The organism is Geomicrobium sp. JSM 1781026 (genome assembly GCF_041949955.1).
In the GTDB taxonomy this organism is placed as follows: domain Bacteria; phylum Bacillota; class Bacilli; order Bacillales; family Marinococcaceae; genus Geomicrobium_A.
This window is the reverse complement of record NZ_JBHFQF010000005.1, coordinates 263,385-278,973: the sequence shown is the minus strand read 5'-3', so window position 1 is coordinate 278,973 and position 15,589 is coordinate 263,385. Positions and strand designations below refer to the sequence as shown.

Annotated in this window: 15 protein-coding genes; 8 read left to right on the top strand and 7 right to left on the bottom strand. The window is 43.3% G+C overall.

Annotated elements, in window-relative coordinates; genetic code table 11:
* Nucleotides 1–74: 74 nt before the first annotated feature.
* Complete coding sequence (locus tag ACE1TF_RS11110) at nucleotides 75–1,373, bottom strand: ABC transporter substrate-binding protein (protein WP_375016746.1); 1,299 nt, start codon at nucleotides 1,371–1,373, stop codon at nucleotides 75–77.
* 9 nt (nucleotides 1,374–1,382) lie between these two features.
* On the bottom strand, nucleotides 1,383–2,288 hold the full coding sequence (locus tag ACE1TF_RS11105) for an N-acetylglucosamine kinase (RefSeq protein WP_375016744.1): 906 nt from the start codon (nucleotides 2,286–2,288) through the stop codon (nucleotides 1,383–1,385).
* 98 nt (nucleotides 2,289–2,386) lie between these two features.
* On the opposite strand from ACE1TF_RS11105, the gene ACE1TF_RS11100 reads away from it, so the two are divergent.
* Nucleotides 2,387–3,028: a DUF624 domain-containing protein gene (locus ACE1TF_RS11100; RefSeq protein ID WP_375016742.1), complete on the top strand. Its 642-nt coding sequence runs from the start codon at nucleotides 2,387–2,389 to the stop codon at nucleotides 3,026–3,028.
* Nucleotides 3,029–3,120: 92 nt separating this feature from the next.
* On the opposite strand, the gene ACE1TF_RS11095 is transcribed toward ACE1TF_RS11100, so the two are convergent.
* The 3 genes from ACE1TF_RS11095 to ACE1TF_RS11085 are packed head-to-tail and all read right to left on the bottom strand — an operon-like array spanning nucleotide 3,121 to nucleotide 5,804.
* Nucleotides 3,121–3,675, bottom strand: a complete 555-nt coding sequence (locus tag ACE1TF_RS11095) for an NUDIX hydrolase (RefSeq protein WP_375016740.1) — start codon at nucleotides 3,673–3,675, stop codon at nucleotides 3,121–3,123.
* A 50-nt stretch (nucleotides 3,676–3,725) separates the two neighbouring features.
* Nucleotides 3,726–5,033: a GntP family permease gene (locus ACE1TF_RS11090; RefSeq protein WP_375016738.1), complete on the bottom strand. Its 1,308-nt coding sequence runs from the start codon at nucleotides 5,031–5,033 to the stop codon at nucleotides 3,726–3,728.
* A 27-nt stretch (nucleotides 5,034–5,060) separates the two neighbouring features.
* A complete protein-coding gene (locus ACE1TF_RS11085; RefSeq protein WP_375016736.1) occupies nucleotides 5,061–5,804 on the bottom strand; it encodes an SDR family NAD(P)-dependent oxidoreductase in 744 nt (247 codons plus the stop codon).
* A 293-nt stretch (nucleotides 5,805–6,097) separates the two neighbouring features.
* Between ACE1TF_RS11085 and ACE1TF_RS11080 the strand changes: the two genes are divergently transcribed.
* The 6 genes from ACE1TF_RS11080 (at nucleotide 6,098) to ACE1TF_RS11055 (ending at nucleotide 11,497) form a co-directional block, all read left to right on the top strand.
* Nucleotides 6,098–6,841 carry a metallophosphoesterase family protein gene (locus ACE1TF_RS11080; protein ID WP_375016734.1) on the top strand — a complete coding sequence of 248 codons (744 nt, stop codon included), beginning with the start codon at nucleotides 6,098–6,100 and terminating at the stop codon, nucleotides 6,839–6,841.
* Nucleotides 6,842–7,481: 640 nt separating this feature from the next.
* Entirely contained in the window at nucleotides 7,482–8,231 is a 750-nt protein-coding gene (locus ACE1TF_RS11075; protein WP_375016732.1) for a MerR family transcriptional regulator, read from the top strand.
* A 213-nt stretch (nucleotides 8,232–8,444) separates the two neighbouring features.
* Nucleotides 8,445–8,807: a PepSY domain-containing protein gene (locus ACE1TF_RS11070; protein WP_375016730.1), complete on the top strand. Its 363-nt coding sequence runs from the start codon at nucleotides 8,445–8,447 to the stop codon at nucleotides 8,805–8,807.
* A 121-nt stretch (nucleotides 8,808–8,928) separates the two neighbouring features.
* Nucleotides 8,929–9,615 carry a response regulator transcription factor gene (locus tag ACE1TF_RS11065; RefSeq protein WP_375016728.1) on the top strand — a complete coding sequence of 229 codons (687 nt, stop codon included), beginning with the start codon at nucleotides 8,929–8,931 and terminating at the stop codon, nucleotides 9,613–9,615.
* Nucleotides 9,612–10,970, top strand: a complete 1,359-nt coding sequence (locus ACE1TF_RS11060) for a sensor histidine kinase (protein WP_375016726.1) — start codon at nucleotides 9,612–9,614, stop codon at nucleotides 10,968–10,970. The genes ACE1TF_RS11065 and ACE1TF_RS11060 overlap by 4 nt, the downstream gene beginning before the upstream one ends.
* 5 nt (nucleotides 10,971–10,975) lie before the next feature.
* Nucleotides 10,976–11,497 (top strand): PepSY domain-containing protein, encoded by a 522-nt coding sequence (locus tag ACE1TF_RS11055; RefSeq protein WP_375016724.1) that lies wholly within the window; start codon nucleotides 10,976–10,978, stop codon nucleotides 11,495–11,497.
* On the opposite strand, the gene ACE1TF_RS11050 is transcribed toward ACE1TF_RS11055, so the two are convergent.
* Nucleotides 11,494–12,318 (bottom strand): alpha/beta fold hydrolase, encoded by an 825-nt coding sequence (locus ACE1TF_RS11050; RefSeq protein WP_375016721.1) that lies wholly within the window; start codon nucleotides 12,316–12,318, stop codon nucleotides 11,494–11,496. The two genes, ACE1TF_RS11055 and ACE1TF_RS11050, sit on opposite strands and share 4 nt — an antisense overlap.
* 127 nt (nucleotides 12,319–12,445) lie before the next feature.
* Between ACE1TF_RS11050 and ACE1TF_RS11045 the strand changes: the two genes are divergently transcribed.
* Nucleotides 12,446–13,438 (top strand): hypothetical protein, encoded by a 993-nt coding sequence (locus ACE1TF_RS11045; protein ID WP_375016719.1) that lies wholly within the window; start codon nucleotides 12,446–12,448, stop codon nucleotides 13,436–13,438.
* Nucleotides 13,439–13,452: 14 nt separating this feature from the next.
* Here ACE1TF_RS11045 and ACE1TF_RS11040 read toward each other — a convergent pair whose 3' ends face one another.
* Complete coding sequence (locus tag ACE1TF_RS11040; RefSeq protein ID WP_375016717.1) at nucleotides 13,453–15,558, bottom strand: Z1 domain-containing protein; 2,106 nt, start codon at nucleotides 15,556–15,558, stop codon at nucleotides 13,453–13,455.
* Nucleotides 15,559–15,589 lie beyond the last annotated feature (31 nt).

Sequence of the window (15,589 nt, the reverse complement as noted above, 5' to 3'; positions counted from 1 at the left end):
TTCGTTCATAAGAAAACGATGCCACAGCAAACACTATTCACATGCTTGTCGACTGGGCATCGTCTCACTTATCGCTATTGCATCGGTTCGTACCAGGAACTTAACCCTTCTTGCATTCGTTCTGCAGCTTCTTCAGGTGTAATGTCTCCTTGCAATAAAGGACCGATATTCTCAATATGCAATGTAGACATTGCGGGTTCTCCACTATTAAACACATCAAACCCTACGCCTACCGCATAGTTCTCATCGGCACTTCCCCCTGCTTCAAGCCACTTTTGATTTACGGGATCTTCAAGTTCATCAACAGGAACATCCCCGACTGGAAATTGCCCGGGCAATAAATCTGCAAGCAGCCCTTGCGCATCTTCGGAGACGAGCCAATCTAAGAACAGTTTCGCTTCTTCAACATGTTCAGAATCTTGGTTAATGCCGATCGCAGCGCCACCGTTCATTGACACCCATCTCGTGTCTTCGCCTTCAGCCATCGGTGCTTGGAACATGTTCATCGTAAAATCAATCGGTTCACCAGCAAGATCTGTTAATGCCCACGATCCCGTCACCCAAATTGCCGCATTTTCAGCCATGAACATTTGCATCGCATCAATGTACCCAATGCCAGACATATTATCAGGCATATAAGGGGCCCAGTTCGTAAGATTCTCTAAAAAATCTACATATTCTGGATCAGTAAGCTCATGCTCACCTGCAATTAACCCTTCTCGCCACTCTTCTCCACCGACGAAACTAGAATAAAAGCCGTTCGCAATAATTTCATCGACGACCCAATCATCAGCTGTACCAATCGCGAGTGGCGTCACCCCTTCATTTTCAATTGCTTCGAGCACTTCAAAGAATTCATCCCACGTCTCGGGCTCTTCCAACCCGAACTCTTCAAACATATCTTCATTGTACAAAAATCCGTACGAGACATAATTAAACGGAATGCCGTACAAATCCTCATTTTCAGCTTGATAAATACCTAGTTGAGATTCCGTAATATTCGCTATATTCGGAATGTCATTTTCGTCTAACACTTCCAAATGCCCTGCATTATAAATGTTCTCACCGAGTGCAAACGGCCTGACAAAAAAGAGGTCAGCAGCTGTTTCAGTGCTTAACTGCGTGTTAAGCGCTGTATCATATTCAGGCGCTGTTGTCGGTTGAAAGTCAATTGTAATGTTCGGATGCTCCTGTTGAAACTCTTCATTAATACGATTAAATTCTTCGGTTTCTCCATTTCTCCAACTGAACAATTCAAGAACAACTTCTCCATCTTCACTTTCTGTAGCCGCCTCTTCTTCACTCTCACCGCCACACCCCGTTAAGATGACAGCAATGCCAACCCAACCTGCTAACGACCATTTGTAATTCATTGAATTCCCTCATTTCATTGGTTTATAGTTCATCGCCATCTGAACCGCTCCACTAACTGGCTCATCGACGAGTGGTAAAACACGAAAGTCAATTCCTTCTTTCATAAGCTTCTCTCTTATCAGGCGTCGAAGCGCTTTCGTACTGGATTTTGTTAGCAACGACCCGGCCAATATGATTTGTTGATCTGGCGGTCGATACTCACCCGCATCGATCAGCACCCTGACCGTTTTTACAAACTCATCCGCTTGCCAATGAAGAATTTGACTGGCGGCTTCGTCTCCTTGTTCTTCTGCGATAAAAAGTAAAGGTGCCAAGTCTTTGGGGACCGTTTTAGGGTAACGTATACATGCTTCATACATCGCTTCAACGGAGTCGTAACCGAGCTGCTCTAAAACGAGCGCTGTTAGTAATGTCGGCTTCTCCCGCTTGTCCCATGCTCGAATGACTGTCCGAAACACTTCTGTAGATAACTCCAATCCACCCCCATAATCACCAAAGGCATACCCATGCCCGCCTAAATAATGAAGCTCATGGAATGAATCGACGGCAAAAGCATTCACAGCTGTGCCGCACACGATGACGATTCCTTTTCCTGTTGCACTGCCTGCTTGTAAAGCGATTTCTGTATCACAGACGACATGAAACGTTGATGAGTGCTTTTCTTGCAAATTCGTCGTAATTTGAGTGATGTCTTCAGAACGATCTGCTCCAGCCAACCCGAAACACGTGTGTGTTAGTTGATGGCTGTCAATCTTGGCCGCCTCACAAGCTTGAGAGACAGCCCTCTGAATTTCTGCAAACGCTTCGGGATTCGTTTGGTAGTTTGAGCCCCCAGCTCGCCCCTCACCTACTCTTTTCCCGGACTGATCAACAACCCAGGCAGTTGTTTTCGTGCCTCCACCGTCCACACCCATAAAGTAACGAATATAAACCCCTCCTGAGATTGAGTCTTTAAAATAATCAGAATCCTGCTATGATAAAACGAGAGCCTATAAGAAGGAGATTATGAACCATGTCATTTTTAGATTCTAAGTTTTATCGAGTTGCTGATTTCTTATCTTTTATTGTCTTTATTAATCTTATATGGGTCGCGAGCCTTTTCACAATCGTCCTATTTCTGCCTTGTACGTTTGCGTTATTTCGAGCTTCTCGTGCGATGATCGTTGACAGTGACAATCGAGCCATCTACCCGTTCGTTAAAACGATCAAGCAGTACTTTTGGAAAGCAAACGTGTACGGTTTGCCGTTTTTAATGACGGCGTTTAGTTTGTTTTACTATGTAGTCGCTTTCACTTCAGTTAATACGACATGGTCGGTATACTTGTTAGCACTAACCGTCACTGCAATCGTTCTTTTCACGTTGTTTCTCGCCCATTTCCTACCGATTGCATCGCACGTTAGACCAACTGCGCTAACGTCAAACGTGCAACGAGCCTTTTGGTTAATCTTTTACAAACCGCTCCAATCGTTGTTGCTCATTGTTACAATTGCCATCGTTTCTTTCATTAGCTTACAGTTCTTGCTTCTCTTTATCTTGGCGACTGGAGGTACCTTGGCGTACTACTCTACAAGAAGCGTTTTGAAGAAATTAGAGACCCTTAATGATGAGCATCCTGAAACCGCAAATACGTTGCATATTCAAGAAAGTAGCTAAATACAAAAGCTTAGCTCAAGTATAGCATTGCGATATAAGCTGTCAATTAGCGAAAGTATTTTAAAATAAAAATTCATAAAAAGCCTCGGTGATTATGACAATTTCACCAAGGCTTCGACAATTTTCTCATAATATTCATTCGGATGAGGCACAAATCGTTCGGATGTTGCATTTCCATCAATGAATAGGTCCACACATTGCTGTAATGAAATCCACTCGACCCCTTCCACTTCTTCTGCGTCAAACTGAATGTTGTCTCTCTCGACTGGATCGAGCTGTTTTACATAAACGTGACAGTGCTCCCGGTCGAAACGCCCGCCAGCGAGTGGGGCTTCGACGTGTAACACGCCAATTGATGTGAGCTCGCTGAAGTCCAACTTGAGGCCAAGCTCTTCTTTAATTTCTCGCACGCCATCTTTCGGAGACTCTCCTGCTTCTAAATGGCCTGCTGCACTAATATCTAGAAACCCAGGATAATCTTCTTTGCCCGGCGAACGTTTTTGAAACAACACGTACACCTCACCGTTTAACATCGTTGTGAACCAACAATGAAACGTCTGATGCCATAAGCCTTGCTCATGAATGTCACGTCGGGAGGCAACCCCTTGGTGTTGCAGCTGTTTATCAAACACATCAATGTACTCCACACTTATCCACTCCACTACATTTTCATCTATCGTACCATGTATTAATGAATCTAGTAGAGGAGGATGGCTAAAGCGAGCGCAGGTATTGTAGCAAGTACAGGCCCAACAATTCCTGTAGCAAAAATATGCTTGTATGCATCTTTGTGAGTTAAACCTGCAACAACTAAAAACGTAATGACCCCTCCGTTGTGAGGTAATGCATCAAACCCTCCTGCAGCTATTGTGGCAACACGGTGAACAATGTCAGGATCAAGGCCAAGCTGCATGAACGTTTCAGATAATGCTTCCATTGCGATCGCCAGACCACCTGATGCTGAGCCAGTAATTCCTGCAAGAATTGTAGTGGCTAAGTATAAAGAAATTAACGGACTTCCCGGCATCGTCGTTAGCCATTCTGTAATAATAGCAAAGCCTGCGGACGCAGCAATGACTGCTCCAAACCCAACATCTGCACTCGTATTCACAATTGGCAACACGGTGTTTGTCGCACCTGTATTAATCGTCTTAATTTTCTGATCTAAAAACTTCCAAAACATCACGATGCCGCTCACAACAGAGATGACTAAAGCAAATATAATCTCGACTTGAAAGATGTTTAATAGAACGAGCAATACGATCGGAGGGAGAATGGCGACGATAAAATGGGGCTCTTTACTTTTAATTGTCGCTTTTTGATCATCCTCTACCCTCTCTAGATTCTTCATGTTGCGGTATGTCTCTCCACGTTTTTCGGACTTTCTCAACGCATACCTCAAATAAACACTATTTAAAAATATTGTAGCAATGGCAACCACAATGCCAATTAAAGGTGCCGCCATCACGGTTGTACCTAAATATTCCGTCGGAATAATGTTTGGTACAGATGGCGCTCCAGGAAGCATTGTCATCGTGAACGTTGCAGCTCCAAAAAAGAAAGCAGCAATGAACAGATGCCACGGAATATCAAGTTCTTTAAATAGTGGTTTTGCAATCGGTAGCATGGCAAAGATCACTACATGAACAGCGATGCCGCCATACGTTAATGCCGCGGAAATGGCTACGATCGCTAAAAGCACTCGCATTTTGCTGTTCTTACCAATGATTCGTAGAATTCCCCTTGCCATCACCGCCGCAGCACCGCTATCTTCCATTACTTTACCGAACATAGCGGCAAACAAGAATATGAAGAAGAAGTTTTTCGTGAAATTAATAAATCCGCTCATGTACGTCTCTTGAAGTGATTCCAACAACGGCATTCCCGTTAACACAATGACAACAACACTCGCAACTGGAGCGATAACAATGATACTAAACCCTCTAAGTGCTAAAAAGATTAGTAAGCCTAGCGCTAGAAAAATCGCAAAAACTTCAAGATTCATCACGTGTCCCCGCTCCCCATTAGCCTTTTACAAATGTGGTGTAACTCCACCTGAAACAGACAAAATTTCCCCAGTAATATAATCAGCCTGGTCACTAGCGAGAAAATAAGCTGCATTGGCAATGTCTTCTGCTTTCCCAAACCGTTTTAATAACGTTCTCTCCCTATATTCATTGAGCATTTTCTCATCCATACGATCGAGCACACTCGTTTCTATTAATGCAGGAGCAATGCAGTTCACATTAATATACGGGCTAAATTCGATTGCTGCCGTCTTCGTAAAAGAAGCGACCGCTGCTTTAGCAGCCCCATAGTCTGCAAACATCGCTTCTCCAGCAAAGTTGATAGAGGAAATATTAACGATCTTCCCGTGCTTTCTCTCTAACATTTGTGGAACAACTTGTTGAATCGCTAACACACTCCCCTTCACATTTAAGTCAAATGTTTCTGTCCATCTTTTGTAATTCATATCGAGAATTGACTCGTCCATTTTCTTCGCACGAATACCACCAACGACATTAATCAAAATATCAATGTGCCCGAAGTGTTCATAGGCCGCTCCTGTCACACGCTTCACATCATCAGAATCTAACATATTTCCCCGTATTGCCAGTATTTGATTTGCATCTTCTCCTAACGCTTCCACTGTTTGATCGAGCCGTTTCTCAGAAATATCGGTGAGTACGACGTTCACCTTTTCATCAAAGAATCGTTTCGAGATCGCCCTTCCCATTGGTCCCCCTGCTCCCGTAATTAAAGCTACCCGTTCCATTCGTAACCTCCACCTTTCTTAGTAAGCGCTTTCATTTAATTAATAAGCAATATTTGTGCCAAAAAATATTGCACAATAATACCTGTGTATCCCTCACAATTTCTTATTTTTGAGAAAAATTCTCGTTTACGCTTCTTAAATTTAGTAATTTAACAGTCTTAGCTTTATTTAGTTGCTATGTAATGCAAGACAAGATGAATATGACAATGACCAATCCCTTCCTTTCAAAAAATAATCCGAAATTATACAATGTTAATAGATCGTATAGAAAAATTCGCTTTAGGTGGAATATTATGAGACTAGCCGTTTTTGGAGATTCACATGGAAATGCCGTAGCCTTAGAGAAAGTCGCTCAAGATATTTTGCATCAAAGTCCTGATGCTGTAATCTGTTTAGGAGACATTGTATTTCGCGGACCACAACCTAGTGAGTGCATCGAAATTGTAGAGTCTCTCAATCCGTTAATCACGATTGGGGGAAATGTTGAAGATTTGTTTAGTTGGTTTCCTTATCCAGGCTGGGTCCCTAAAAATATGAAACAACAAATCAGCATGCGGGCAATTGAATATGATCGTACGTTTCTGTCGATAGATGAAATTAACTGGCTAACCCAACTACCTACACATGAGACGTTTGATTTTAATGACACTCAGACTGAAGTTTTTCATGCGACGCCAACATCCATTCATGACATCGTATACCCGTGGGCATCTTTAGATGAATTAGACCGTTTAAGTACTTCAAACAAAACAAATCTTTCTCTGTTTGGACACGTTCATCATTCTTTTGTGCGTAATTCTTCAAATGGGATGATTGTAAATCCTGGAAGCGCTGGCTTCTCGTTTGACCGAGATAACCGTGCTTCATACGCCCTCATCGATATCGAGAAAAATCAATGCAATGTTCAAATAAGAAGAATTGAGTACGATATCGATAAGGTCATTCACATCGCGAAAGAACGAAACATGCCTGATGTTCAAGCTTTAGAACACGCTTTAAGATTAGCTGTTTACCCTTACCACGGGATTAATTCCTGATGAGCATAAACTTCTATTGACCGAAAAAGCAGCAAGAGCAAGCCGCGCTTGGTGCACGATACATCACTTAGTCTTGGATTCACGTAATCTTTCCTTCAGGAAAGATGGAGATGCGATTCCATTAACCGTCACGATCAACTCTGCTCGTCGAAGTACGATATGTGATTTCATACGTTACTCAAATTCTAATTAATACGCTAGAACTATATATGGTGCAATTTAGAATTCCACTCGATTTTTAGGCTAAGGATTGTTTTGAGATTTTGTACCACGCGACCTTGTTCTCCGTAAAGCGTGTGACCCAAACTTGAAAAAATGATTGAGGGAATGAAGAAGGCTTTGGAAGTAGACTGTCGTTCATATTCTGTAAAGCGCTCGATCTGCTTCCATAAAGCGTCTGTTTGGAAGCAGATCGAGCGCTTTGGAATCAAAAACGTTTTTAGCTACCTTGAGCGCCTATGAAGAACTTCGACCGGTTCTCAGGTCATAGAAAGACGTTGGAAATCAAGTACGAACAGCGCAAATAAGGAAAATCTAAAGTTGAACATATAAACTTTTTACTTTTTAAGAAAGAAATACATTTTCTCTTGCGCTTTCCGTTACGGAAGCGGTTACGCTTTAGTTAAGGAGGCGATACGTCATGTATTCCATTCGAGAATTCAGCAAAAGAACAGGAGTGTCGGCGAGGACGCTGCGCTTTTATGAGGAATTGGAAGTGTTACTTCCTGAGAAGCGAAATGCTAGCGGCCATCGGGTTTATGGCTTACAACAACTAGCCGAGCTTCAACAGATTCAATCGTTAAAATTTGTTGGGTACTCTCTTCAAGAAATTAAACGGTATTTGCATGCTGGGAATCAATCAATAGAAGCTTGGCTTACGTCGTTGCCAACGCAAAAGCAAATGTTACTCGAAAAACGAAGCGAGATTGACCGAGCCGTTTCTGCTGTTGAACACGTGCATTCACTTTTAGGCGAAGGAACCGAAGTCACGTGGACGATGGTCAGTGCGTTACTTCAAGAGATGGAGCACGAAGAAGAGCGGCTGGAATGGATGAGGGAGCACTTGTCTGAGGAGGTTGTGACCACATACACTGCCATGACTGAACAAGAGCGTGCACATGTAAACCGTGAATTGCTACTCATCCTGTCTGATGTGAAACAATTAATGAAAGACAAGGTGGCGCCTGAATCTAAGCGAGCACAACAAATCCCGATTCGATTGACTGAGCTGATGATGCAGCCTGTGCCGAAAGAGGAATGGGAAGCGTATGCGGACGAGCTAGAGCGCGTGCTAGCGTCGGATGAGGCGGATGATTTTCGTTTCCCGAGCTTTTGGTCCCCTGAAGAAGAGCGGTATGTTGAGAAGATCACAAAAGCCTTGGAGCAATAAAACGCTCCAAAACAGTAGACAGCTATTGTTTCCATCGAGCCAGGCGCGAAATGAAAAAACATACGTGCCTGGCTTTTTCACATGCTACTCCCGCCTCTTTACTATATAATTTTCACTGCGAAATTTTCTCATCAAATTCTAATGTTTCTCTCATCCTTCTATTATTTTTGTTGGCTAAGATGAACCTATACAAAATCTTAGGAGGAATAAAAAATGAAAAAACTACTCATTGCAACAAGCTGTGTCGGTGCTCTAACAATTTCGGCAGTCGGAATGTCTCTGTATTCAGCAAATGCAGACACACCGACCCCTACGACGACGACGAGTGAACCGACGAACGTTGAAGTTGAAGAACAACCACAAAATTCTTTAAGTGATGATTTGTTCTTGCATTCTGATTATATTGAAGTGCGCGAGGCGATTGACATTGCGATGAACGAAGTGGATGGCGTTGTTGAGGAAGTAACGCTTGAGCGTGACCGCGGTGGTTTAGAATATGAAATCGAACTTTCTCACGATACAGACGTAACGATTAATGCCCAAACCGGTGAGATCATCGATATTGAATATGATTGATGTTCGTCTAGAGCCTAATCGGATATAATGACTTCAAAGGAGAGCTCATTCACTCACATTTATCTTAGAAGATAAGTGTGAGTGATTTTGAACTTTCGCTCAGTGGTAGGAGGATACCGAGATGAACATTCTAGTCATTGAAGATGAAAAACGATTAGCAAGGCTCTTAACACTAGAACTGATGCACGAAGGTTACGAGGCAGAAGCTATATATGACGGGGAATCTGGGCTGGACATGGCGATAAATGGGAACTGGGATCTTATCTTACTTGATGTGATGTTGCCGGGTTTAAGTGGCTTAGAAGTATTACGTCGATACCGTCGTCTTAACTCGACGACGCCAATCATCATGCTCACAGCTAGAAATGAAGTACCCGATCGAGTGAGCGGCTTAGATCTTGGTGCCAACGATTATCTTTCGAAACCATTTGAAACGGAAGAACTGCTCGCCCGCATTCGCGTTCAATTACGAAGCCAACCAACTTCTGAGGAACAAAAGGAGAACGCTGTGCTTGAGTTTGAGGGCCTTCGGCTCGATCCAAGAACCCGTGAGGTGTACCGCGAAGACACTCATATTGAACTTACCCGCAGAGAGTTTGATCTGCTCCAATACTTACTCGCAAATCAAGGGCAAGTATTAGAGAGGGAACAACTCATTCAAACCGTATGGGGGTATGATTATTATGGAGATACGAATGTTGTGGACGTCTACATTCGGTATTTACGCAAAAAAATAGATGCCGATCACTCACCATTAATTCATACGGTTCGAGGCATCGGCTATGTCTTGAAAAAGGCTTCCGTATGAAATTAAGAACGAAGTTACAAGTTGCAGCAGCGATTACACTTGTACTTTTTGTCGCCTTGACGAATACGATCGTTTATCACGTATATGAGACAATTAGTGCTGAATCTGAATTGGAGCGCGTTCAAGGTCAATCCGAATCCATTGCTGAGCTTGTAAGCTCGGCGATTGAGAATGATCTTCCCGTCCAACAAATACTCAGTGAAACGTACGTGCCAAATGATGGGATGGTACGAATTATTAATCAGAACGATGAAACCGTAACGACCATCACGCGTGAGCAACGCTTTCTCCAGTTTCCAACCCGTTACACAAACCAACACGAAGCAAATACACAAATGACGGATGAAGACGAGCGCTTCGCATTTGTATACACACCGATTGTTTGGGAAGATGGCACGATCGTGACGCTTGAAGTTTCAGAGCGTCTCGTCGGCATGGAAGAAAATATGGCGTTACTTGGGCTGATTTTAGTTGTCGCCTCACTGCTTGCCCTAATTCCAGCCATCCTTGGCGGTTGGTTGCTTGGCGCGATTATTCTCCGCCCGATTCATTCATTAATTCATCGGATGAACTCGATTCAGGAAAAAGGAAGTTTGCAAACAATTGATGAAAAACGCAGAAGACGCGATGAACTCCAACAATTGATTGACGGGTTTAATGCAATGATCGAACGTTTGCGTGTGCAATTTGAGAAGCAAGATCAATTCGTCTCAGATGCTTCTCATGAACTCCGAACTCCGCTAACGATTATTGATGGTTATGCCTCTATGCTAAAACGTTGGGGGAAAACAAAACCAGATATGCTCGATGAGGCGATTGAAGCGATTACTTCAGAAAGTACAAGAATGAAACAATTGGCTGAACAGTTATTGTTACTCGTAAAAGATGAAGAGCACCTCACGGTGAATAAAGCGGACATTAACGTAGTAACGGTTGTGCAACACTCGGTTCTGGCGATGGAAGTAGCGACAGAACGTGATGTTCGCTTTTCGTCTAGCGACGAGTTACTGATTGCGAATGCCGACGAACAAATGCTGCAACAACTCACTTATATTCTTTTAGATAATGCTTTTAAATATAGTGAAGATCACGTTGATGTTCAAGTGGTCAAGGCGGGGACAAACGTCGAACTCACTGTAACGGATTACGGTAACGGCATTACCCCATCTGAACAAACGAAAATCTTTGATCGTTTTTATCGAATTGAAAAGTCACGCTCACGAGCAGGCGGCGGAAGCGGGCTCGGTTTGGCGATTGCTTCAAAACTCGTCTCATTGCATAATGGTACGATTGGAGTGGATAGCGTCCCCCGTGAACAGACGACATTTACAGTTACTCTCCCAATGAAAGGATGAGCGGCGTGAAGAAACTATTGATCATTACAAGTTGTTTGGCAGTCATTGCTGGAAGTGCAACCTTGATTTCACTTTTCACCGCAAACGCAAACAACACAATAATTGAAGAGCAAGAAGTTACAAGAACAATCGAATCAATGTATCCTGGCACTGTACAAACAATTGAACTCACTCACGAAAACAATGACCCGCGTTATGAAGTTGAGATTGAGAACCGTCATGGCACTTACGATGCGGTTATTGATGCCACGAGCGGTGATATGCTTCACTTAGAGCAATCCGAAGCGATCGAGCTGGAATCCCCTAATGATCAGGAAACCGAAAAGAATGAAGATGTATTAATTAGCCCTGAACGAGCTGAAGAAATTGCTCTAGCTGAAGTGGAAAACGGGTATGTTGATGACCTTGAGCTCGAACGAGAAGATGGACGTGTGTATTATGAAATCGAATTAGAAACGAGCCAAGGGGAAGTAGACATGGAAATTGATGCCTACACCGGTGAGATTGTGATTATGAGCTTTGATTAGATCGTTTGCTCGAGAAATTGCTGGAAAGCCCGTTCTTCTTCAATGAATGGAAAGTGACCACTATTTTCAAAGGTAGTCAACTGAGCGTTCGCAAGCAGATGTGAAGCTTCTTTCGTATGACGGTGTGGGCATTGCGTATCATAGCGACCTGAAAATAAATACGCTAGCACTTTAACCGTTGGAAGCGCTGGACGAACATCAAACTTCTTTACGGTTTCAATAAAATATTGAAGCCTCTCATGGTGAATTCCACCATCTTTCGGACGTGCCATCATCGTATGGTACGTTTCTTTATTATAAAGAGAAAACTCTGTCCACGTTTTGTGAAGGGCTTGCCTCTCTTCTATATCCGTTGCGGTTTTTAAATTTTCCATGATTTCCTTAATCGTACTCGCATGAGGGTTACGTGTGCTATAAATGCTATCTTCATCATCTAAATAAGCAAACGACGGCGTTAGACCCCCGGCGATAATCTTTGTGAGGCTGGATGGTTTTTCCGCTGCATATTGGAGCGCAAGCATGCCACCAGCAGACGTGCCCGCAAAAGCCCAAGCTGAATATTCAAATGCAGTTCGAATCGCTTCAAGATCTTGAATGGCCGTCTCCATGCTATACTCTTCCCGATCGTTAATCGACGGTGATTCGTGACACCCACGCAGGTTGATGAGAATAACTCGATAATATTCACATAATTTTCGGACAAAGAAATCCCCATTCCCTCGAAACGATTGATAGAGGTGAGTAACCGCGATCGGCTGCCCCTTTCCCTCTGTATACACTTCAAACGTCCCCCGTGCTGTTTGTATTCGACTTCTTTTCATTTTGATCTCCTCACCTACCCTTTAAGTAAATAAAACATATCACCAAGAACAAGAGGTGTCCACGTTTCACCCCCTACATGTTGGGGAATATCTACCAAAAGAAGCTTCTGAAGGAGGCGTTCATTGGATGAGAAAGAGGCTGACGTTTGTCGTTCCAATCGTACCATTTCTCATGATGGCTGCTTGTTCTGACGAAACGAACGAACCAATCCAGAATGAAGAAGCCGTTGATATTGAGCCTGAACCAGAACAACAAGAAGATCTGGAAAATGAAGATACTGAAGTGGAAGAAATTGAAATAGAAGATGCTGATCATTCAGAATCCGAACAAGAAGCCGGACCGATTCACGATGAAATGTTCGTTGATGCTCCTTTTCTTCTTCACACAGATGTAAATTTTCTAGATAATGTTTCTAATGAAGTTATGATGGTAGACATTGAGCGTACAGAGGAAGAAATTGCTCGAGCGGATCAATTTTTACTGTCATTACAACAAAGTGACACGACCCAAAATGACATTTTTTCGGCAATTGATGAAACGAGTATGGATGAAGGAAATGCTTTGTTATACTTCTCGTTTGATGGTCCCATGAGTATGGCTTCTACCGAAAGTGCCATCTTTTTAGATAAGTTGCACTATACAGCGGATATGTATGGCATCGAGACGTTGTTCTTTTTTGAGGACGGAGAACCTGGGGCGATGTTTGGGGAACTTGCAGAAATGGAAGCAGAAGACGTTGAAGTCACTCCGAATCTAGGGTATTACGTCTACGAACAAGACGGTGATTCAACATTTGCACGCATTGCCGATATAGAAGACATTGATGAGAATCAAGACTTCAATGAGACACTCGAAGCGATGCAGACCGTCACGGCTCACGAAGAACATTTCCAGCCAGGCATTTCAAACCTCGTTACAATCCATGACGCTTGGACGGACGATGAAGGCACCGCTCAAGTCCATTACGCGGTGACGGATCCAGAAAGCTGGAACGACGAAGATGAGAATGCATTTTTCAAAGCATTACAGCTCACCGCTCTGGATTTCGGGGCTGAGCGATTACGGTTGGTCGATGAAGAAAACGAAGAAATTATCGACTACCGACTGTTGGAAGAGTAGAAGCGAGAGATCCTTTAAGGTCTCTCGCTTTCTTTCGTTTTTTTGGCAAATACGGCTGTTTGACTGTTTAGCGGAGCGACGATGATTGGCCACCAAAATGGTGTGCCCATCCAACCATGTTGCTTCTCTCCGTTTTGTCGCAATAGTATAATGGCAGGTTCTGTTTGCGCCAAACGCTTTGCTGTACCAAGTTCACTGTTGTGACCACTCGGAGTGTCTGGCGCATCTTCAACATTTCCTTCTGAATCAAAACGCCGTATGTTCCTGTTTTTCCGTACAATTACCCATACGTGACCAGTGCTCATGTGCCGAAGTAATGCCTTTTGTTCATCTGGGTCCCAGGAAAATCCTGGCTGCATATGAATCGTGTGTCCAATTTCGTCGATAAGCTTCTCGACAATGTTGATGGGAAGACGCTCGGGTTGCTGTACGTGCACGAGCTGTTGATCGAGCCAGTCGATTGATTTTTTCAAATGGGTTTTATAGCCTGTCTGAAACCCAACAGGTAAAAAGCGCTTATGAGGCTTGATGACATTTAGATCGGACAGCAGCAATTTATTCGGGCTGCATGGAATAATTTTGTTTTCGTCATCTTTTTGGATGAATATAACTTGCTGATCGTCTCCTCCTGATTCGATCGACACGCGCAGTGCTTGATCAAATTCATGCACTCGTTTCATCATTTCGTAAATGTTTCTCGACGTATAAAACCTCGTCACGGATACGTCTTCAGGATCTCTCGCTCCGTAAAGCCTTGAATGTTGAAGAACGGTATCTTGTTGGTAACGGTTCGGATTTCTTCCATAATAAAAGCCAATCAGTTGATTAATCGTGACGCCTCGGTCAAGAATTTGACCGCCGATAAAGATGTTCATTGGGGATGAAAGACGAAGCTGTCCGGTGTGGTCAAGTAATAAAGATACGTCTTGTTCCGAATTCACAACCGAGGTGAGTACATACTCGTCTTGCAAAGCTTTTTGTACATCTGTGATCACCGTTTGTAAACTAGGAATGTCGCCAATGAGCGTTTCTTTCACATTTTCAAATGATGCTTGGACAAGTTCTTGCCACTTGCGTGGCTCCTCATCGATGAGTTTGTGCAGCTGATTCTCAATATGTTGGACAATGGTTGCTTGCCAAACATGCGCCGCCTTGCCTCGTTCTGTGTGCATCATAAACGCATATTTCTGTGGCTTTTCGCCTTTGTTTTTCTGTTGAATTCTACGTATCGTTGCCCCGACTAAAAAATGGAGAAAGGCTTGCCGAAGTCCGGCCACATTTCGACTCGTAAGCAATGTTTCTTTTTTAACCCTTCGCAGGTCTTGTTTTTTCAGTGCCGTAAGTTCTGCTTCTTGAATCTCTTGGAAGTAACGATCAGCATGTTCACTTTCAAAAAATGTTTCTCCGCCTACGTATTGTTTGAACGTAGGGACGAGTTCGGTGAACGCGGGTCGTACCGGGGCAAAAACTTTATGGTCATGGATTTTTCGTTCATCCGGTTGTAAATATAATGAATACGGTGTCGCGGTCACTTGGAGATACGCAGACACCGGGCACTTCTTTCGCAATTGATCAATCTTTAGAGAGATGACTCGCACATCGGTCACATTTTTGCGCTCATCCCGCTCATACGAGACACTGGCAAGATCTGCCTCGTCGTCTACAAACAACACATTCCGCTCTGAAAGACTCGGATAAGTAGTGAACATCGCCTCTTGAATGCGATCCATATTCTTCGTTTCTTTCTTTACGATAAAAATGAGTTTTTTAGAGAGGTCGTAGTTTCGAAGGTTCGGTGGCATGCGCATAATATCAAACACCCGTACCTGATCTCTTTCAATTAGATGTGCGTACTCTTTAGACAACCGTTCATACGTTTGCTTGGCAAGCGCATTGGACGCTTTTGTAAAGATTATAGCCACGTCCATCCCTTGATCAAAGCTCCGACCGATTACACCGATAAATGCCCTCGTTTTACCTGATTGGATTTTCCCGAGCAACATTCCTGGTCGTTGATGAGACGTGCTCTCCATCATAAGTTTGTCACTCGTTCTTTCAATTACTTTCTGAAGAACTTCACTATATTCGTTCGTACGTTTTAAGTATTCATAAATTGTCATCGGGCACGGCTCCTGGTCGTTAGATTCCTCC